Origin of the sequence: Variovorax sp., assembly GCF_965279555.1 — a bacterium.
Lineage (GTDB): Bacteria > Pseudomonadota > Gammaproteobacteria > Burkholderiales > Burkholderiaceae_C > Variovorax.
Map to the genome: position 1 here is coordinate 2,546,249 of NZ_OZ257247.1, position 18,769 is coordinate 2,565,017.

Sequence of the window (18,769 nt, forward strand, 5' to 3'; positions counted from 1 at the left end):
CGGATACCCCTCAACCAGCGAAAATCTTCAGCAAATGACAGTGAACTACACCCGAATCGGCGTCATAGGCGCCGGCGCCATGGGTCGCGGCATCGCGCAGATCGCCGCCCAGGCAGGCAGCGAAGTGCTGCTGCTCGACAGCTTCGCGGGCGCCGCGGCGCGCGGCCGCGAAGCCCTCGCAGCCCAATGGAACAAGCTGCATGAAAAGGGCAAGATCGACGCCGCCGCGCGCGACGCATACATCGCCCGCGTCAAGGCGGTCGATTCGATCCAGGCGCTCGCCGGCTGCGGCCTGGTGGTCGAGGCCGTGGTCGAAGACCTGGAAGTCAAGCGCAAACTGTTCCGCGAACTCGAAGGCGTGGTGGCCGAGAGCGCCACGCTGGTCACCAACACCTCGTCGCTGTCGGTGACGGCCATCGCGGCCGGGCTCGCGCACCCCGAGCGTGTCGCGGGCTTCCACTTCTTCAATCCCGTGCCGCTCATGAAGGTGGTCGAGGTGGTCGCGGGCTTCAAGACCGCCCCCGAGGTCTGCGCGCAGCTGGCGGGCTACGCCAGGCAGATGGGCCACAGCGCGGTGCAGGCGCAAGACACCCCCGGCTTCATCGTCAACCACGCAGGCCGCGGCTACGGCACCGAGGCGCTGCGCATCGTCAGCGAAGGCGTGGCCGATTTCGCCACCATCGACCGCATCCTCAAGGACCAGGCGGGCTTTCGCCTCGGCCCGTTCGAGCTGCTGGACCTGACGGCGCTCGACGTGTCGCACCCGGTGATGGAGTCGATCTATCACCAGTATTTCGAGGAACCCCGCTTCCGCCCGAGCGTGATCACCGCGCAGCGCCTGGCCGCCGGCGCGCTGGGCCGCAAGACGGGCGAAGGCTTCTACCGCTACACCGATGGCGTGATGCAGCAGGCGCCCGAAGCCCCCGCGCCCGTGGTCGACGGCACGCCTTCGGTCTGGGTGTCGCCGCGTGCGGCACGCCGTGCGGAGTTGCTGCGCCTGGTGAACACGCTGGGCGCGCAGATCGACAGCGGCGCCGCGCCCGCGCCGCATTCGCTGATCCTGGTGGCACCGCTGGGCTTCGACGTGACCACCGTGGCCGCCGTCGAGCGCCTGGACGCCACGCGCACCATCGGCATCGACATGCTGATCGACGACGCTGCCACCAAGCGCCGCGTGCTCGCCACCAATCCGGCCACGCGCCGCGACATCCGCGATGCCGCGCATGCCCTGTTCGCGCGCGACGGCAAGGCGGTGAGCGTGATCCGCGACAGCGGCGGCTTCGTCACGCAGCGCGTGATCGGCACCATCGTCAACATCGCCGCCGACATGTGCCAGCAGCGCGTGTGCACGCCTGCCGACCTGGAGACCGCCGTGCAGCTGGGCCTGGGCTATCCACGAGGCCCGCTGGCCATGGGCAACCTCTTCGGGCCGACCAACATGCTCGAGGTGCTGTTCAACCTGCAGACGGTGTATGGCGATCCTCGCTATCGCCCGAGCCCGTGGCTGCGCCGCCGCGGCGCGCTGGGCCTGAGCCTGCTGCACGAAGAAGAATAAGAAAACCATGACCGCCGAACTCAAGAGCACCAGCGAAGGCAGCACCATGGTGCTGACCATCTCCAACCCGACCCAGCGCAATGCACTGGGCCCCGAGATCTACGCCGCCGGCATCGAGGCGCTCAACGGCGCCGAGGGCAGCGCGGAGATCCGCAGCGTCGTCATCGTGGGCGAAGGCGAATGGTTCTGCGCCGGCGGCTCGCTGCAGCGGCTGCTGGCCAACCGCCAGCTCGACCGCTCGGTGCAGGCCGAGAGCATCGAGGGGCTGCACAACTGGATCGACTCGATCCGCACCTTCCCCAAGCCGATCATCGCGGCGGTCGAGGGTGCTGCCGCCGGCGCCGGCTTCTCGCTGGCGCTGGCCTGCGATTTCGTGGTGGCGGCGCGCGACGCCATCTTCGCGGCCTCCTACAGCAACGTGGCGCTGTCGCCCGACGGCGGCCTGAGCTGGCACCTGGGGCAGCAGTTGCCGCGCCAGCTGGCGAGCGAATGGCTAATGAACGGCGAGCGCATCGGCGCGCCGCGCCTGCATGCGCTGGGCATGGTGAACGAGCTGACCGAGAACGGCCAGGCGCTGGCGGGTGCGCTGGCGCTGGCGGCCAAGCTCAATACCCGGGCGCCCAACTCGCTGGCCAGCATCAAGGAACTGCTGAGCGACGCGCGCGGCGCCACTCTGGCTTCGCAGCTCTCGCAGGAGCGCGACCACTTCGTGCGCAACCTGCACCATCCGAACGCGGGCATCGGCATTGCCGCGTTCCTCGAGAAGAAGCCGCCGCAGTACGAGTAACGGCGCGCCGCGTCGCTCCCGTGACACCCATCAGCTTTTCAGTCGCCGAGAGGACAGACCAATGGACGACCCCATTCTTACTATCGAAGAACGTGAAGCGATCAACAGTGGTCGCTGGTTTTCTTCCCTATCTCCTTCGCTACGGCACGACATCCTCCGATGTGCTTTCGTCAAACGCTACAAGGACGGCGACCTGATCGCCGCCCGCGGCGACCCGCCCGATCACTGGATCGCCTGCGCCAAGGGCGCGGTGCGCGTCAGCTCGACGGCGGTCTCCGGCAAGCAGGTGACGCTGACCTACGTGGAGCCGGGCATCTGGTTCGGCGACGTGGCGATGTTCGACGGGGACCGGCGCACGCACGACACCTACTCGCACGGCGACAGCACCATTCTTTGCGTGGCGCGCGCCGACTTCCAGAAGATCCTGGCGTCGCACGTGGAGCTGTACGAAGCACTGATGCGGCTGCAGGCGCGCCGCATCCGCACGCTGTTCGGGCTGGTGGAAGACCTCAACACCCTGCCCCTGCGGGCGCGGCTGGCCAAGCAGCTCATTCACCTCGTGCGCAGCTACGGCGTGCCCAACCTGGACGACGGCAGCCAGATGCGCATCGGCCTGCAACTGGCGCAGGAAGAACTGGCGCAGCTACTGGGCGCATCGCGCCAGCGGGTCAACCAGGAACTCAAGACGATGGAGCGCGAGGGCACCATCCGGATCGAGCCGGGCGGTCTGGTCGTGCTGGATCGCGCGGCCTTGATGCGCGTCTCGGAAGCTGAAAACTAGAACACAGACAAACCGACATGAGCCAGCAGGACTTCTCCAACTTCATCGGCACCCGCGCCGTCTCGCAACAGCACGCCTTCGACATCGATGCGCTCTCCGCCTGGCTCGAGAAGAACCTCGACGGGTTCAAGGGCCCGCTGACGGTGGAGATGTTCAAGGGCGGCCAGTCGAACCCGACCTACAAGCTGGTCACGCCTTCGCAGAGCTACGTGATGCGCGCCAAGCCGGGCCCGGTCGCCAAGCTGCTGCCCTCGGCCCATGCGGTGGAGCGCGAGTTCAAGGTCATGAGCGGCCTGGCCGGTACCGACGTGCCGGTGCCGCGCATGTACTGCCTGTGCGAAGACGAAGCCGTCATCGGCCGCGCCTTCTACGTGATGGAGTTCATGCAGGGCCGCGTGCTGTGGGACCAGTCGCTGCCCGGAATGAGCAATGCCGAGCGCGCGGCCCATTACGACGAGATGAACCGCGTGATCTCGGCGCTGCATACGGTGAAGTTCGCCGAGCGCGGCCTGGCCGACTACGGCAAGCCCGGCAACTATTTCGAGCGCCAGATCGGCCGCTGGAGCAAGCAGTACAAGGCCTCGACCGACGGTGCCGGCGAGCTTTCACAGCCCATCGAAGCCATGGAGCGGCTGATCGACTGGCTGCCCGCCCATATGCCGGCGAGCGCTCGCGACGAAAGCAAGGTGTCGATCGTCCATGGGGACTATCGCCTGGACAACGTGATGTTCCATGCCACCGAGCCGCGCATCATCGCGGTGCTCGACTGGGAGCTTTCCACGCTGGGCCATCCGCTGGCCGACTTCAGCTACCACTGCATGTCGTGGCATATGCCGCCCACCACCGGGCGCGGCATCGGCGGCGTGGACGTCGCCTCGCTGGGCATTCCCACCGAAAGCGAATACATCCGCCGCTATTGCGAACGCACCCGCATCAGCACGCCAGAGGCGCTGGCGCCCGACTGGAACTTCTACCAGGCCTACAACCTGTTCCGCATGGCCGCGATCCTGCAAGGCATTGCCAAGCGGGTCGAGGCCGGCACCGCATCGAGCGAGCAAGCCGTGGCTTCCGCCCGCGGCGCGCGCCCCATGGCCGAAATGGCCTGGCAGTTCGCCCAGAAGGCCTGACCGCCGACCCCACACCCACCAGGAGACGAAGATGGATTTCGAATACTCGGCCAAGACCAAAGACCTGCAGAAACGCGTCAAGGCGTTCATGGACGAAAACATCTACCCGGCCGAAGCCGAGTACAGCGCCGAGCTGGCCGCCAACACGGCCGCAGGCAAGCGCTGGACGGCGCTGAAGACGGTCGAGAAGGTCAAGGAGAAGGCCAAGGCCCAGGGCCTGTGGAACCTGTTCCTGCCGGTCGACAGCGCCTCGGCCTCCGGCTACTCCGGCGCCGGCCTCACCAACCAGGAATACGCGCCGCTGGCCGAGATCATGGGCGCGGTGCCGTGGGCCAGCGAGGCCTTCAACTGCTCGGCGCCCGACACCGGCAACATGGAAACCATCGCGCGCTACGGCTCGGAGGAAATCAAGGCACGCTGGCTCAAGCCGTTGCTCGAAGGCCAGATCCGCTCCGCCTTCGCCATGACCGAGCCCGACGTTGCCTCGAGCGATGCCACCAACATCTCCACGCGCATCGAGCGCCAGGGCGACGAATACGTCATCAACGGCCACAAGTGGTGGATTTCCGGTGCGGCCGACCCGCGTTGCGCCGTGTTCATCACCATGGGCAAGAGCGACCCCGACGCACCCCGCCACTCGCAGCAGAGCATGGTCGTGGTGCCGGCCGACGCCAAGGGCATCCGCATCGTGCGCCCGCTCAACGTGATGGGCTACGACGACGCGCCGCACGGCCACGTCGAGATGTACTTCGAGAACGTGCGCGTGCCGGTGGGCAACATCCTGCTGGGCGAAGGCCGCGGCTTCGAGATCGCCCAGGGCCGCCTCGGCCCGGGACGCATCCACCACTGCATGCGCCTGATCGGCCTGGCCGAGCGTGCGCTCGAGCTGATGTGCAAGCGCGCATCGTCGCGCGTGGCCTTCGGCAAGACCGTGGCCTCGCAGACCGTGACGCAGGAACGCATCGCCGAAGCACGCTGCAAGATCGACATGGCCCGCCTGCTCACGCTCAAGGCCGCATGGCTGATGGACGTGGCCGGCAACAAGGTCGCCAAGAACGAGATCGCGATGATCAAGGTGGTGGCGCCGAGCATGGCCTGCCAGGTGATCGACTGGGCCATGCAAGTGCACGGCGGCGGCGGCATGTGCGACGACTTCCCGCTGGCATACGCCTACGCCGGTGCCCGCACGCTGCGCTTCGCGGACGGCCCGGACGAAGTGCACCGCAACGCGATCGCCAAGTGGGAGCTGGGCAAGTACGCACCGAACAAGGCCGACGCCGAGATGCCGGTGACGCGCTTCTGATGGACTTGCCACCTCTTCCCTCGGGGAGAGTACTGGAGTGAGGGCCGACGGCGATCAACTCGCCTCGGCCCTTTTTCTTTTCAGAGCTTCTTCTGCAGGAACACCGCGTGCCCGAATTCCGGGTCGAGCTGGTAGCTCGCGAAGCCCTCGCGCTCGTAGGTGCGCAGCGCGGGCTTGTTGTTCGACAGCACTTCGAGCGTGAGCTTGCATGCGCCACGCCTGCGCGCCTCCTGCTCGACCCGAGCGAACATCTTCCGCGCAACGCCCTGGCCGCGGTGGCTGGGCAGCACGACCACGTCGTGCACATTGACCAGCGGCTTGCAGGCGAAGGTCGAGAAGCCCTCCAGGCAGTTGATGAGGCCCACGGGCTGCCCGCCCTCGAAAGCGAGCACGCTGAAGGCCTGAGGACGCGCCGCCAGGGCTGCCGGAAGATTTTCTCGGACCGCGGGGTCAAGAGGCTCGCCGCCGCCGGCAGGCTCGCTCGCATAGGCGTTGAGAAGATCCACCACGGCCGCGGCCTGAACCGCGTCACGGTAGTCGGCCAGGAAGACCTCGATCTGCGAGCCCGCCGTCATCGCGCGGGCTCCAGCGTGGCCGCCAGGCGCCTTGCGCAGGATTCGGCCACCTTCGCATCGCGGGCCTCGACCATCACCCGCACCAGCGGCTCGGTGCCGCTCGCGCGGATCAGCACGCGGCCGGCATCGCCGAGTTCGGCCTCGATGCGTTCGGTTTCGGCTGCCAGCGCCTTGTTGTCCTTCCAGTTCTGGTCGGGCGCGATGCGCACGTTGATCAGCGTCTGGGGGAACAGCGTGACGCCGTCGAGAAGTTGCGCCACGGTCTTGCCGCTGCGCACGCAGGCCTGCAGCACCTGCAGCGCACTGACGATGCCGTCGCCGGTGGTGTGGCGGTCGAGTGCCAGCAGATGGCCCGAGCCTTCGCCGCCCAGCAGCCAGCCGCGCTTGTCGAGTTCTTCGAGCACGTAGCGGTCGCCGACCTTGGCGCGCACGAACTCGATGCCGAGCCCGCGCAGGGCAACCTCGACGGCCTTGTTGGTCATGAGCGTGCCGACCACGCCCACGGGCTTCTCGCCGCGCGCGATGCGCTCCGCCACCATCAGGTAGAGCAGCTCGTCGCCGTTGAACAGGCGCCCGCTCGCGTCGACCAGCTGCAGGCGGTCGGCGTCGCCGTCGAGTGCGATGCCGTAGTCGGCCTTCTGCGCCGTCACGGCGGCCACCAGCGCTTCGGGATGGGTGGCGCCGAAGCCCTTGTTGATGTTCAGCCCGTCGGGCGAGACACCGATGCTGCTCACCTCCGCGCCCAGTTCATGGAACACGTTCGGCGCCACCTGATAGGCCGCACCGTGCGCCGCATCGACCACCAGCTTCATGTCGCGCAGGGTGAGGTCGTTGGCGAAGGTGCTCTTGCAGAACTCGATGTAGCGGCCAGGCGCGTCGTTGAGGCGGCGGGCCTTGCCGAGGTTCGCGGAGTCGACCCACACCGGGTCTTCTTCCAGCGCGGCTTCCACCGCCAGTTCCCAGGCGTCGTCGAGCTTGGTGCCCTGCGCGCTGAAGAACTTGATGCCGTTGTCGGGGTAGGCGTTGTGGCTCGCGCTGATCACCACGCCGAGGCTCGCGCGCTGGGCGCGCGTGAGATACGCCACGCCGGGCGTGGGCAGCGGGCCGAGCAGCACGACATCGACGCCCGCCGAATTGAAGCCCGACTCGAGCGCCGATTCGAGCATGTAGCCGGAAATGCGGGTGTCCTTGCCGATCAGCACCGTAGGGCGGGCCTGGCTCTTCTTGAGGACTCGGCCCACCGCGTGCGCGAGGCGCAGCACGAAGTCGGGAGTGATGGGCGCCTGGCCGACAGTGCCGCGGATGCCGTCGGTGCCGAAATATTTACGTGTCATGGTTGCTGTGTGTCTTGTTGTGTTTGTGTTGGCTGTTCCGCCCTCATGGCGCGCCATACGGCGATGGCTGCCACCGTGTCTCGCACGTCGTGCACGCGCACCACGGCTGCGCCGCGATCCACCGCCAGCACCGCCGCGGCGACGCTGGGCACGATGCGCTCGCTTGCCGCTTCGATGCCCGTGACGGCCCCGATCGACGATTTGCGCGACCAACCCAGGAGCAGCGGCAGGCCGCCCTCGAGCAGTTCGCGTTGCCGCGCCAGCAGCGCGAAATTCTGCACCACGGTCTTGCCGAAGCCGACGCCGGGGTCGAGCGTGATGCGCGAAGGCTCGACCTTCAGCGCGCGCAGCAGTTGCACCTGCGCCTGCAGGAAAGACAGCACTTCGGGGATCACGTCGCCACTCATCGGCACGGCCTGCATCGTTTGCGGGTCTCGGTGCATGTGCATCAGGCAGATGCCGCAGGACGGATGCGCCGCCACGGCCTCGCGCGCGCCAGGTTGGCGCAGCGCCCAGATGTCGTTGACGATGTCGGCGCCCAGGTCGAGCACCGCGCGCATGACCTCGGGCTTGTAGGTATCGATCGACAGCGGTACGTTGAGCTTGACGGCCTCGCGCACCACCGGCAGCACGCGCGCCAGTTCGGCGTCGAGCGGCACCGCCGGGCTGCCGGGGCGGGTCGATTCACCGCCGATGTCGAGGATGTCGGCGCCCTCTTTCAGCAGCTGCTCGCAGTGCCTGAGCGCAGCGTCGGTGGACGCATGCGCGCCGCCGTCGGAAAAGGAATCGGGCGTGACGTTGACGATGCCCATCACGCGCGGCTGCGCAAGGTCGATGCGAAAACGCGAGGTCTGCCAGACGGCAGCGCCACCATGAAAAACGGGGCCAGAGGCCCCGTCATCGCTTGAGATCAAGCCCACCTCAGGCCGCTGTGGGCGCCGGGTCGGGATTGACGGCCGGCGTGCCACCACTGCCACCGCTGCCCGAAGGCGGGATGCGCGGCGTCCAGTCCTTGGGCGGACGCGGAGCGCGGCCGGCCATGATGTCGTCGAGCTGTTCGCTGTCGATGGTTTCCCACTCGAGCAGCGCCTTGGCCATGGCGTGCATCTTGTCGCTGTTCTCCTCGATCAGGCGGCGCGCCAGGGCGTACTGCTCGTCGATGATGCGGCGCACTTCGGAGTCGACCTTTTCCATGGTCTGCTCGCTCATGTTCGTGGTCTTGGTGACCGAGCGGCCCAGGAACACTTCGCCTTCGTTCTCTGCGTAGACCATCGGGCCCAGTGCGTCGGTCATGCCGTAGCGCGTGACCATGTCGCGGGCGATGGAGGTCGCGCGCTCGAAGTCGTTGCTGGCGCCGGTGGTCATCTGGTGCATGAACACTTCTTCGGCGATGCGGCCACCGAACAGCATGCTGATCTGGTTCAGCATGTATTCGCGGTCATAGCTGTAGCGATCCTGCGACGGCAGGCTCATGGTCACACCGAGAGCGCGGCCACGAGGAATGATCGTGACCTTGTGGACCGGATCGCACTTGGGCAGCAGCTTGCCGATGAGGGCGTGGCCAGACTCGTGGTAAGCCGTGTTGCGGCGCTCTTCCTCGGGCATGACCATGCTCTTGCGCTCGGGGCCCATGAAGATCTTGTCCTTGGCCTTCTCGAAGTCCTGCATCTCGACCACGCGCGCATTGCGGCGAGCAGCCATCAGGGCGGCTTCGTTGCAGAGGTTGGCCAGGTCGGCGCCCGACATGCCGGGGGTGCCACGGGCGATGACGCTCGGATTCACGTCCTGGCCCAGCGGGACCTTGCGCATGTGCACGCCGAGGATCTGCTCGCGACCGCGGATGTCCGGCAGCGTAACGTACACCTGACGGTCGAAACGGCCGGGGCGCAGCAGCGCGGCGTCCAGGATGTCCGGGCGGTTGGTGGCAGCCACCACGATCACGCCGAGGTTGGTTTCGAAACCGTCCATCTCGACCAGCATCTGGTTGAGCGTTTGTTCGCGCTCGTCGTTGCCGCCGCCAAGGCCGGCACCGCGCTGACGGCCCACCGCATCGATTTCGTCGATGAAGATGATGCAGGGAGCGTTTTTCTTGGCGTTCTCGAACATGTCGCGGACACGGGCAGCGCCCACGCCGACGAACATTTCGACGAAGTCGGAGCCCGAGATCGAGAAGAACGGCACCTTGGCTTCGCCGGCGATCGACTTGGCCAGCAAGGTCTTGCCGGTGCCGGGAGGGCCGACCAGCAGCAAACCGCGGGGGATGCGGCCGCCGAGCTTCTGGAAGCGCTGCGGGTCTTTCAGGAAGTCGACGACTTCACGGACTTCTTCTTTTGCCTCGTCGCAGCCTGCGACGTCGGCGAAGGTGACCGTGTTGTTGTTCTCGTCCATCATGCGGGCCTTGCTCTTGCCGAAGCTGAACGCCCCGCCCTTGCCGCCGCCCTGCATCTGGCGCATGAAGTAGATCCACACGCCGATCAGCAACAGCATCGGGCCCCAGCTGACCAGCAGCGTCATGAGCAGAGAGCTCTCTTCGCGTGGCTTGACGTCGAACTTGACGTTGTGGTCGATCAGGTCGCCCACGAGGCCGCGGTCGAGCACCGTGGCGGTCGTGCGGATCTTGCGATCGTCGTTGGTGACGGCGATGATCTCGCCGCCGGCAGCGCCTTCGGGAATGACGGCGCTCTTGATTTGGTTATTCCGGACCTGGTCCAGAAACTCGGAGTAGCTGACTGCTCCCGAGCCGACGCCACCGCGGGTGTCGAACTGCTTGAACACAGTGAACAACACCATGGCAATGACGAGCCATACGGCAACTTTGGAAAACCACTGATTGTTCAAACGAAGCTCCAGTCGAAAGCGCGTGACGGGAAAATGAAAATACGCGCTGTGGGTACGCAATTGCGCCCCATTTTAGGCTTTTCAAGCTGCGAAAAGCGGGCATTTCCCTAAAGCAGCCATAGCCTGACAGGGGTTTGCGCCCTGTACGGGCAATCGGCGGCAAGGTATCAATGCGTATCTGAGGCCTTTAGACCCATTCCGACCAGGAAGGTCTCGGCCGATTTGTCCCGAGACGCCTTGGGCTTGAAGGGCTTCACGATGCGGAAATTGGCCTTGAAAAGCTTCACCAGATCGTCGTAGCCGCTGCCGTGGAAGAGCTTGGCCACCAGCGCGCCTTCAGGCTTCAGGTGATGCTGGGAGAAGTCGATTGCAAGCTCGATCAGGTGCGCCACGCGGGCGGCATCGGCCGAATGGATACCCGACAAGTTGGGCGCCATGTCGGACACCACCAGGTCAGCCTTGCGGCCGGCCAGCACGCCGAGCAACTGTTGCAGCAGCGCATCTTCGCGGAAGTCGCCCTGCAGGAAGGTCACGCCCTCGATGGGTTCCATCGGCAGGATATCCAGGGAAATGATGGTGCCGTTGAGTTCGCCTGCCGCAGCGCCATCGGGCGACATGCGCCTGCGCAGATACTGGCTCCAGGCCCCGGGCGTGGAGCCGAGGTCGACCACCAGTTGGCCCGGCTTGACGAGCCCGAGCGACTCGTCGATCTCCTTGAGCTTGTAGGCGGCCCGAGCGCGATAGCCCTCCTTGGTGGCGAGCTTCACGTAGGGGTCGTTGATATGGTCGTGAAGCCACGCTTTGTTGACTTTTTTGCTTTTGGCTTTGGTGCTCATGGGGGTCTTCGTGTACGCGTCGATAATACGGGGATGCCCGCCATTCAACTTACCCCTGCCGAGCGCAAGGTGCACCGCGCCGAAGCTCACCACCTGGATCCGATCGTCATGGTCGGTGGAGACGGGCTCACCCCTGCCGTAAAAAAAGAAGCCGACGCGGCGCTCAAGGCCCATGGCCTGATCAAGATCCGCGTTTTCTCCGACGACCGCCTTGCCCGCGACGCCATGCTGCGCGAGCTGGCCGATGAACTCGACGCCGCCCCTATTCAACACATCGGCAAGCTGCTGGTGCTGTGGCGCCCTAAGCCGGAAAAAGAGCGTGTGATCGATGAAGACCGCATGCCCGGCCCGCGCGACGTGAAGATCGTCAAGTACAGCAAGCGCGGCGGCCAGCGCCCTGAAATCAAGACACTGCGCGTGCTCGGCAACCAGCGCCTCACCCCCGGCGGCACCATCAAGCGCGCCAAGGCCAAGCGGCCGCTGTCGGCCAAGAAGCGCAACCAGTCGGACTGAGGCCGGTGGCAGTGCAAGGCGCCCAGCGCCATATCCTCTGCATGAAGTGGGGCACGAAATACGGCCCCGAGTACGTCAACAGGCTCTACGCGATGGTGCGCCGCAACCTCAGCGGCGACTTCAAGTTCGTGTGCCTGACGGACGACGGCAACGGCATTCGCCCGGAGGTGACATGCCTGCCGATTCCCCCGCTGAACCTCCAACTGGCTCCCGGCCAGCGCGATGGGGCCTGGAAGAAGCTCACCACCTTCGAGCAGGATCTGCATGGCCTGCGCGGCACGGCCCTTTTCCTGGATGTCGATGTGGTCGTCGTGGGCAGCCTCGATGCCTTCTTCGAGCAACCTGGCGAGTTCCTGATCATTCACGACTACGCCCGCCCCTGGCGGCGTGGCCGGATCACGGGAAATTCGTCGGTCTATCGCTTCGAGCTGGGTGCCCATGCCGACGTGCTGGCGTACTTCCGCGCCAACATGGACAAAGTCCAGGCCGAGTACCGCAACGAGCAGGCCTATTTGTCGGACATGCTCCACAAGCAAGGCAAGCTGGCCTACTGGCCCGCGGCCTGGTGCCCGAGCTTCAAGTACCACGGCATTCCGACCTGGCCAACCAACTACTGGGAAGAGCCCTTCGTGCCCGAGGGTGCGCGCGTCATGGTGTTCCATGGCGAATGCAACCCGCCGGACGCGCTGGCAGGCCGCCGCAACCGTGCCTTCCGGTTCATCCGGCCGGCAAGCTGGGTGGCGAAATACTGGAAAGAGTGAGGGATTGCGGAAGCGGCACCTGCCGCCTCCGCGCCGCGAATCAGCCCGGCTTGCGCTCGCCCATGCGCCAAAGCAGCGCACCGGCACACACCCACTGCACGAGGTACATCCCGCTGCCCACGGCGTGCCAGAGCTTGAGGTTGTCGCGCGCCACGATGCGCGGCGCCACGGCGTACTGCTGAAGCAGCGCCAGCAGCAAAGCCCCGAGAATCAGGAAAATCGCCGTCAGCGCCGGGCCGTCCATGCGGTCGTCGGCCTTGGCGCGAAAGTGGATCAGCAGGCTCAGCCCGCAGGCAACGGCAATCCAGCTCTGCGCCTCGAACAGCTGCGCCGCGAAGTTGCCCGCCACCGACGGATTGCCGAGCCTGGCGAACAGCATCGGCACCACCAGAAAGCCGATCGTGGTGAGGCTGCCCCACCAGAAGGCGGCCAGCATCAGCGCAACACGGTCTTTCATGGTTCGAATAGTCAGAGGTAGCGAACGGCCACGATCTCGTAGCGCTTCAGGCCGCCGGGCGCCTGCACTTCGGCGGTGTCGCCCTCTTCCTTGCCGATGAGCGCGCGCGCGATCGGGCTCGAAATGTTGATGAGGCCGAGCTTCAGGTCGGCTTCGTCTTCGCCGACGATCTGGTACTTCACGGCCTCGCCGGACTCCTCTTCTTCCAGTTCGACGGTCGAGCCGAATACCACCTTGCCGCCGGCGTCGAGCTCGCTCGGGTCGATGATCTGCGCGGCCGACAGCTTGCCTTCGACTTCCTGGATGCGGCCTTCGATGAAACCCTGGCGGTCCTTGGCGACTTCGTACTCGGCGTTCTCGCTCAGGTCGCCCTGGGCGCGTGCTTCGGAGATTGCATTGATGACCCAGGGACGGTCCACCGTCTTGAGCTGATGCAGTTCGGCGCGCAGTTTTTCAGCGCCGCGCTTGGTGATCGGAATGGTTGCCATGTTGTTGGTTCTCCATAAAGCGAAACCGCCGAACGCTGCCGTTCGGCGGTCGATTGAGGGAATTGATCAGACGAGTGTGCGTCCGGTCAGCCGGCTCAGAATAGCGAGCGGGCTCGAGTCGGGATTGTATTGCTTCGATGCAGCCAGATGAAGGGTCTGCTCGAGCATGTATTGCCCGGCCATCACTGCGTGCGAGGTCTGGTCGGAGAAGCACACCCACACCGAACCGGGCGGGAACTTGGCGGTCTCCTGCGGCGAGCTTTCCTGGTACGCCATGTCCGACTTCATGCCGTCGTGCAACTGCAGCATCAGGTGGTCGTACTCGCTGCGGAACGACTTGGTCACGTGCAGCGCCTGCAACAGCTTGGCCTGCCAGCGTACATAGGGCTTGGCGCGCGGCAGGAAGCGCTTGGCAATGTCCTCGAAAGGCTCGCCCACGCGCCAGACGCGCGGCGCGCCCTCGGGATTGACGTTGGTGAAAACACGCAGGATGCGTTCGCCGTAGTTGGGCCGCGACGGGAACGCATCGACATGCAAACGCCGGTCGTCCGCGCGCCATGACTGCACGCGCGTCTCGACCTGCGCCGGCCGGTAGCTGGTGGGCGCCAGCCGCAGGGCCGGCGTGTAGTGCGGCAGCAACCCGTGAATGAGCTGCGTGGCCTGCGCCCGGAAGCGCCCCACCATCGCGGCCGCCGTGCGCTGCACCGCCTCGTCGCCCACGGCGCCCTTGAGCTTGCCGTTGGCATCGAGGCTGATGTTGCGCACGTCGGGCGACAGCAGGCTCGGCGTCAGCAGGCTGCGCTCCTCGGGCAGCAGCTCGAAGCCCAGGCGCGGAAAGTACAGCACCTTGCCCGCTTCGAGCTCCGCGATCCACGCCTCGTTGGGCGTGGCCGCGTTCCAGTCCGTCAGGTCCAGTTCGACGAGCTGCGTTTCCATGATGACGACGCTCAGGCGGCTGCCAGTTGCGCGTGCATCTCCTGCACCGAGATCACGCCCAGCTCGTCCATGAAGCCCATGCCCTCGACCGCCGCTTCGGCGCCGAAGATCGTGGTGAACGTGGTCACGCGCGCCAGCAGTGCCGAGGTGCGGATCTGCCGCGAATCGGTGATGGCGTTGCGGCGTTCTTCCACCGTGTTGATGACCAGGGCAATCTCGTTGTTCTTGATCATGTCCACGATGTGCGGGCGGCCTTCGGTCACCTTGTTCACCGTCGCGCATTCGATGCCGGCGGCGCTGATCGCGGCGGCCGTGCCCTTGGTGGCGATCAGCTCGAAGCCCAGCTTGGCCAGGCCGCGCGCCACTTCCACCGCGCGTGCCTTGTCGTTGTTCTTCACCGAGATGAAGACCTTGCCCGACTTCGGCAGGTGCGTACCGGCACCGAGCTGCGACTTCACGAAGGCTTCGCCGAAGGTCTTGCCCACGCCCATCACTTCGCCGGTCGACTTCATCTCGGGGCCGAGGATGGTGTCCACGCCCGGGAACTTGACGAACGGGAACACGGCTTCCTTCACGCTGAAGTACGGCGGCGTGACTTCCTTCGTCACGCCCTGCGACTTCAGCGACTGGCCTGCCATGCAGCGCGCCGCCACCTTGGCGAGCTGGATGCCGGTGGCCTTGCTCACGTAGGGCACGGTGCGCGAGGCGCGCGGGTTCACTTCGAGCACGTAGATGACGTCCTTGCCGTCTTTCTGCTGGATCGCGAACTGCACGTTCATCAGGCCGACCACGTTCAGCGCGGCCGCCATTGCGGCGCTCTGGCGCTTCAGCTCGGCCACCGTGTCGGCGTTCAGGCTGTAGGGCGGCAGCGAGCAGGCGGAGTCACCCGAGTGCACGCCGGCCTGTTCGATGTGCTCCATCACGCCGCCGATCAGCGTGCCGCCTTCGGCGTCGCGGATGCAGTCGACGTCGCACTCGACGGCGTCGTTCAGGAAGCGGTCGAGCAGCACCGGCGAGTCGTTGCTGACCTTGACGGCCTCGCGCATGTAGCGCTCGAGGTCGCGCTGTTCGTGCACGATTTCCATCGCGCGGCCGCCGAGCACGTAGCTTGGGCGCACCACCAGCGGATAGCCCAGTGCCGCGGCCTTTTCGAGGGCTTCGGCTTCGGTACGCGCGGTGGCGTTCGGCGGCTGGCGCAGGCCCAGCTCATGAAGCAGCTTCTGGAAGCGCTCGCGGTCTTCGGCCGCGTCGATCATGTCGGGCGAGGTGCCGATGATCGGCACGCCATTCGCTTCGAGGTCGAGCGCGAGCTTCAGCGGCGTCTGGCCGCCGTACTGCACGATCACGCCGAGCGGCTTTTCCTTGTCGACGATCTCGAGCACGTCTTCGAGCGTGAGCGGCTCGAAGTACAGGCGGTCCGAGGTGTCGTAGTCGGTCGACACGGTCTCGGGGTTGCAGTTGACCATGATGGTCTCGTAGCCGTCCTCGCGCATGGCGAGCGCGGCATGCACGCAGCAGTAGTCGAACTCGATGCCCTGGCCGATGCGGTTGGGACCGCCGCCGAGCACCATGATCTTCTTCTTGTCGGTCGGGTCGGCCTCGCACTCGTCTTCATACGTCGAGTACATGTAGGCCGTGTTGGTCGCGAACTCGGCCGCGCAGGTGTCGACGCGCTTGTAGACCGGGCGCACGCCCAGGGCGCGGCGCTTCTCGCGGATGGCCGTGTCGGTGGTCTTCAGCTGGCGCGCGAGGCGGCGGTCGGAGAAGCCCTTCTTCTTCAGCGCAAGCAGCGTGTCGCGGTCGATGTCGCCGAGCGACTTGGTTTCCAGCTCGAGCTCGATCTTCACGATCTCTTCGATCTGCACCAGGAACCACGGATCGATCTTGGTCAGCGCGAACACTTCGTCCACGCTCAGGCCCATGGCGAAGGCATCGCCCACGTACCAGATGCGCTCGGGACCGGGCTCGCCCAATTCCTTCTCGAGCACTTCGCGGTCCTGCGTCTTCTCGTTCAGGCCGTCGACGCCCACTTCGAGGCCGCGCAGGGCCTTCTGGAACGATTCCTGGAAGGTGCGGCCCATGGCCATCACCTCGCCCACCGACTTCATCTGCGTGGTGAGGCGCGAATCGGCCTGCGGGAATTTCTCGAACGCGAAACGCGGGATCTTGGTGACCACGTAGTCGATCGACGGTTCGAACGACGCGGGCGTGGCACCGCCGGTGATTTCGTTGCGCAGCTCGTCGAGCGTGTAGCCCACGGCCAGCTTGGCGGCGACCTTGGCGATCGGGAAGCCGGTGGCCTTGGAGGCCAGCGCCGACGAACGCGACACGCGCGGGTTCATCTCGATGACGACCATGCGGCCGTCCTTCGGGTTGATCGAGAACTGCACGTTCGAGCCGCCGGTGTCGACGCCGATCTCGCGCAGCACGGCCAGCGAGGCGTTGCGCAGGATCTGGTATTCCTTGTCGCTCAGCGTCTGCGCGGGGGCCACGGTGATCGAGTCGCCGGTGTGCACGCCCATCGGGTCGAGGTTTTCGATCGAGCAGACGATGATGCAGTTGTCGGCCTTGTCGCGCACGACTTCCATCTCGTACTCTTTCCAGCCGAGCAGAGACTCTTCGATCAGCAGCTCGTTGGTGGGCGAGGCCTCGATGCCGCGCTTGCAGATGGTCTCGAATTCTTCCGGGTTGTAGGCAATGCCGCCGCCGGTGCCGCCGAGCGTGAAGCTGGGGCGAATGACCGTCGGGAAGCCCACGCTCTTCTGAACCGCCCAGGCCTCTTCCATCGAGTGCGCAATGCCGGAGCGGGCCGAGCCCAGTCCGATCTTGGTCATCGCGTCCTTGAACTTCAGGCGGTCTTCGGCCTTGTCGATGGCCTCGGGCGTGGCGCCGATCAGCTCGACCGGCTTGTTGGTGGCGGCGCCGGTGTACTTGTCGAGCACGCCGTTGCGCCAGAGGTCGAGCGCGCAGTTCAGTGCGGTCTGGCCGCCCATGGTCGGCAGGATCGCGTCGGGGCGTTCCTTGGCGATGATTTTCTCGACGGTCTGCCAGGTGATGGGCTCGATATAGGTGACGTCGGCCGTGGCCGGGTCGGTCATGATCGTCGCGGGGTTGCTGTTGATCAGGATGACCTTGTAGCCCTCTTCGCGCAGCGCCTTGCAGGCTTGCACGCCCGAATAGTCGAACTCGCAAGCCTGGCCGATGATGATCGGGCCGGCGCCGATGATGAGGATCGATTTGAGGTCTGTGCGCTTAGGCATTCTCTTTCTCCGTCTTTTCCGTCTTGTTCTTTTCCATGAGTGCCGTGAAGCGATCGAACAGGTAGCCGATGTCGTGCGGGCCCGGCGAAGCTTCAGGGTGGCCCTGGAAGCAGAACGCTGGCTTGTCGGTGCGCGCCAGGCCCTGCAGCGTGTTGTCGAACAGGCTGATGTGGGTGGGACGCAGGTTGGCCGGCAGCGACTTCTCGTCAACCGCGAAGCCGTGGTTCTGGCTGGTGATGCTCACGCGGCCGTTGTCGAGATCCTTCACCGGATGATTCGCGCCGTGGTGGCCGAACTTCATCTTGAAGGTCTTGGCGCCGGAAGCCAGCGCCATGATCTGGTGGCCCAGGCAGATGCCGAAGGTGGGAATACCCGTTTCGATCAGTTCCTTGACGGCGCTGATGGCGTAGTCGCAAGGCTCCGGGTCGCCGGGGCCGTTGGCCAGGAAGATGCCGTCGGGCTTGAGCTTGAGCACGTCGGCCGCGGGCGTCTGCGCCGGCACCACGGTGATGCGCGCGCCGCGCTGGGCGATCATGCGCAGGATGTTCTTCTTGACGCCGTAGTCGAAGGCAACCACATGGAACTTGGGCGTGATCTGCACGCCGTAGCCCGGCTTTCCGTTCAGGTTGACGAGCTTCCACTCGGTCTCGGTCCACTCGTAGGTCTGGGTGACCGACACCACCTTGGCGAGGTCGAGGCCGGCCATGCTCGGCGCGGCCTTGGCGGCGGCGATGGCCTTGTCGATCAACGCCTGCGTCACGGTCTCGCCTTCCGCGAGGCCCAGGATGCAGCCGTTCTGCGCGCCGTGGGTGCGCAGGTGACGCGTGAGCTTGCGGGTGTCGATGTTCGCGATGGCCACAGTCTTGCCGGCCACCAGATATTCGGTGAGCGTCGCGGTCTTGCGGAAATTGGAGGCGACGAGAGGCAGGTCCTTGATGATCAGGCCCGCGGCATGGATCTTGTCGGCTTCGATGTCTTCACCGTTGACGCCGTAGTTGCCGATGTGCGGATACGTGAGGGTCACGATCTGCTGGCAGTAGCTCGGGTCGGTGAGGATTTCCTGGTAACCGGTCATGGCGGTGTTGAACACCACCTCACCGGTCGTGGAGCCGGCGGCTCCGATCGAATTGCCTTGAAAGACCGTGCCGTCTGCGAGCGCCAGGATGGCGGGCGGGAAACTTCCCTTGAGAGACAAAAGCACTGGGTTCTCCGGATGGT

General features: G+C 65.8%; 17 protein-coding genes. 7 read left to right on the forward strand and 10 right to left on the reverse strand.

What is annotated here, in order from left to right; genetic code table 11:
- The first annotated feature begins 34 nt into the window (after nucleotides 1–34).
- From ACQY8B_RS12195 to ACQY8B_RS12215, 5 genes are all read left to right on the forward strand, one after another.
- The gene (locus ACQY8B_RS12195; protein ID WP_422086944.1) at nucleotides 35–1,555 is read left to right on the forward strand and encodes a 3-hydroxyacyl-CoA dehydrogenase; all 1,521 of its coding nucleotides are present in this window, start codon (nucleotides 35–37) and stop codon (nucleotides 1,553–1,555) included.
- Between the two features lie 7 nt (nucleotides 1,556–1,562).
- Nucleotides 1,563–2,342 carry an oxepin-CoA hydrolase, alternative type gene (locus tag ACQY8B_RS12200; RefSeq protein ID WP_422086945.1) on the forward strand — a complete coding sequence of 260 codons (780 nt, stop codon included), beginning with the start codon at nucleotides 1,563–1,565 and terminating at the stop codon, nucleotides 2,340–2,342.
- Nucleotides 2,343–2,403: 61 nt separating this feature from the next.
- A complete protein-coding gene (locus tag ACQY8B_RS12205) occupies nucleotides 2,404–3,123 on the forward strand; it encodes a Crp/Fnr family transcriptional regulator (RefSeq protein WP_422086946.1) in 720 nt (239 codons plus the stop codon).
- 17 nt (nucleotides 3,124–3,140) lie between these two features.
- Nucleotides 3,141–4,250 carry a phosphotransferase gene (locus ACQY8B_RS12210; protein WP_422086947.1) on the forward strand — a complete coding sequence of 370 codons (1,110 nt, stop codon included), beginning with the start codon at nucleotides 3,141–3,143 and terminating at the stop codon, nucleotides 4,248–4,250.
- Nucleotides 4,251–4,281: 31 nt separating this feature from the next.
- Nucleotides 4,282–5,553, forward strand: coding sequence for an acyl-CoA dehydrogenase family protein (locus ACQY8B_RS12215; RefSeq protein WP_081270383.1), 1,272 nt, complete (start codon nucleotides 4,282–4,284; stop codon nucleotides 5,551–5,553).
- 80 nt (nucleotides 5,554–5,633) lie between these two features.
- Here ACQY8B_RS12215 and ACQY8B_RS12220 read toward each other — a convergent pair whose 3' ends face one another.
- The 5 genes from ACQY8B_RS12220 to ACQY8B_RS12240 form a co-directional block, all read right to left on the reverse strand.
- Entirely contained in the window at nucleotides 5,634–6,128 is a 495-nt protein-coding gene (locus tag ACQY8B_RS12220; RefSeq protein WP_422086948.1) for a GNAT family N-acetyltransferase, read from the reverse strand.
- On the reverse strand, nucleotides 6,125–7,462 hold the full coding sequence (gene glmM, locus ACQY8B_RS12225) for a phosphoglucosamine mutase (protein ID WP_422086949.1): 1,338 nt from the start codon (nucleotides 7,460–7,462) through the stop codon (nucleotides 6,125–6,127). Before glmM ends, ACQY8B_RS12220 begins: the two co-directional genes overlap by 4 nt.
- Nucleotides 7,459–8,274 (reverse strand): dihydropteroate synthase, encoded by an 816-nt coding sequence (gene folP / locus ACQY8B_RS12230; RefSeq protein WP_422089187.1) that lies wholly within the window; start codon nucleotides 8,272–8,274, stop codon nucleotides 7,459–7,461. The genes glmM and folP overlap by 4 nt, the downstream gene beginning before the upstream one ends.
- A 109-nt stretch (nucleotides 8,275–8,383) precedes the next feature.
- The gene (ftsH, locus tag ACQY8B_RS12235) at nucleotides 8,384–10,300 is read right to left on the reverse strand and encodes an ATP-dependent zinc metalloprotease FtsH (RefSeq protein ID WP_081267244.1); all 1,917 of its coding nucleotides are present in this window, start codon (nucleotides 10,298–10,300) and stop codon (nucleotides 8,384–8,386) included.
- Between the two features lie 167 nt (nucleotides 10,301–10,467).
- Complete coding sequence (locus ACQY8B_RS12240) at nucleotides 10,468–11,136, reverse strand: RlmE family RNA methyltransferase (RefSeq protein WP_422086950.1); 669 nt, start codon at nucleotides 11,134–11,136, stop codon at nucleotides 10,468–10,470.
- A gap of 33 nt (nucleotides 11,137–11,169) precedes the next feature.
- Here ACQY8B_RS12240 and ACQY8B_RS12245 point away from each other — a divergent pair, with 33 nt between their 5' ends.
- Both ACQY8B_RS12245 and ACQY8B_RS12250 read left to right on the forward strand, forming a co-directional pair.
- Entirely contained in the window at nucleotides 11,170–11,649 is a 480-nt protein-coding gene (locus ACQY8B_RS12245) for a YhbY family RNA-binding protein (RefSeq protein ID WP_422086951.1), read from the forward strand.
- 41 nt (nucleotides 11,650–11,690) lie between these two features.
- On the forward strand, nucleotides 11,691–12,410 hold the full coding sequence (locus ACQY8B_RS12250; protein WP_422089188.1) for a glycosyltransferase: 720 nt from the start codon (nucleotides 11,691–11,693) through the stop codon (nucleotides 12,408–12,410).
- Between the two features lie 40 nt (nucleotides 12,411–12,450).
- Here ACQY8B_RS12250 and ACQY8B_RS12255 read toward each other — a convergent pair whose 3' ends face one another.
- The 5 genes from ACQY8B_RS12255 to carA form a co-directional block, all read right to left on the reverse strand.
- On the reverse strand, nucleotides 12,451–12,867 hold the full coding sequence (locus ACQY8B_RS12255; protein ID WP_422086952.1) for a DUF4149 domain-containing protein: 417 nt from the start codon (nucleotides 12,865–12,867) through the stop codon (nucleotides 12,451–12,453).
- Between the two features lie 11 nt (nucleotides 12,868–12,878).
- Nucleotides 12,879–13,355, reverse strand: coding sequence for a transcription elongation factor GreA (gene greA / locus ACQY8B_RS12260; RefSeq protein WP_056581276.1), 477 nt, complete (start codon nucleotides 13,353–13,355; stop codon nucleotides 12,879–12,881).
- 66 nt (nucleotides 13,356–13,421) lie between these two features.
- Nucleotides 13,422–14,291, reverse strand: coding sequence for a Kdo hydroxylase family protein (locus ACQY8B_RS12265; RefSeq protein WP_422086953.1), 870 nt, complete (start codon nucleotides 14,289–14,291; stop codon nucleotides 13,422–13,424).
- Nucleotides 14,292–14,302: 11 nt separating this feature from the next.
- Nucleotides 14,303–17,551, reverse strand: a complete 3,249-nt coding sequence (gene carB / locus ACQY8B_RS12270) for a carbamoyl-phosphate synthase large subunit (protein WP_422086954.1) — start codon at nucleotides 17,549–17,551, stop codon at nucleotides 14,303–14,305.
- Nucleotides 17,544–18,752: a glutamine-hydrolyzing carbamoyl-phosphate synthase small subunit gene (gene carA, locus ACQY8B_RS12275; RefSeq protein ID WP_422086955.1), complete on the reverse strand. Its 1,209-nt coding sequence runs from the start codon at nucleotides 18,750–18,752 to the stop codon at nucleotides 17,544–17,546. The genes carB and carA overlap by 8 nt, the downstream gene beginning before the upstream one ends.
- Nucleotides 18,753–18,769: the final 17 nt, after the last annotated feature.

Coding starts and splice junctions, on each gene's coding strand:
- ACQY8B_RS12195 (WP_422086944.1), top strand. CDS start 35: ATGACAGTGAACTACACCCGAATCGGCGTCATAGGCGCCGGCGCCATG.
- ACQY8B_RS12200 (WP_422086945.1), top strand. CDS start 1,563: ATGACCGCCGAACTCAAGAGCACCAGCGAAGGCAGCACCATGGTGCTG.
- ACQY8B_RS12205 (WP_422086946.1), top strand. CDS start 2,404: ATGGACGACCCCATTCTTACTATCGAAGAACGTGAAGCGATCAACAGT.
- ACQY8B_RS12210 (WP_422086947.1), top strand. CDS start 3,141: ATGAGCCAGCAGGACTTCTCCAACTTCATCGGCACCCGCGCCGTCTCG.
- ACQY8B_RS12215 (WP_081270383.1), top strand. CDS start 4,282: ATGGATTTCGAATACTCGGCCAAGACCAAAGACCTGCAGAAACGCGTC.
- ACQY8B_RS12220 (WP_422086948.1), bottom strand. CDS start 6,128: ATGACGGCGGGCTCGCAGATCGAGGTCTTCCTGGCCGACTACCGTGAC.
- glmM (WP_422086949.1), bottom strand. CDS start 7,462: ATGACACGTAAATATTTCGGCACCGACGGCATCCGCGGCACTGTCGGC.
- folP (WP_422089187.1), bottom strand. CDS start 8,274: ATGGGCATCGTCAACGTCACGCCCGATTCCTTTTCCGACGGCGGCGCG.
- ACQY8B_RS12240 (WP_422086950.1), bottom strand. CDS start 11,136: ATGAGCACCAAAGCCAAAAGCAAAAAAGTCAACAAAGCGTGGCTTCAC.
- ACQY8B_RS12245 (WP_422086951.1), top strand. CDS start 11,170: ATGCCCGCCATTCAACTTACCCCTGCCGAGCGCAAGGTGCACCGCGCC.
- ACQY8B_RS12250 (WP_422089188.1), top strand. CDS start 11,691: ATGAAGTGGGGCACGAAATACGGCCCCGAGTACGTCAACAGGCTCTAC.
- ACQY8B_RS12255 (WP_422086952.1), bottom strand. CDS start 12,867: ATGAAAGACCGTGTTGCGCTGATGCTGGCCGCCTTCTGGTGGGGCAGC.
- greA (WP_056581276.1), bottom strand. CDS start 13,355: ATGGCAACCATTCCGATCACCAAGCGCGGCGCTGAAAAACTGCGCGCC.
- ACQY8B_RS12265 (WP_422086953.1), bottom strand. CDS start 14,291: ATGGAAACGCAGCTCGTCGAACTGGACCTGACGGACTGGAACGCGGCC.
- carB (WP_422086954.1), bottom strand. CDS start 17,551: ATGCCTAAGCGCACAGACCTCAAATCGATCCTCATCATCGGCGCCGGC.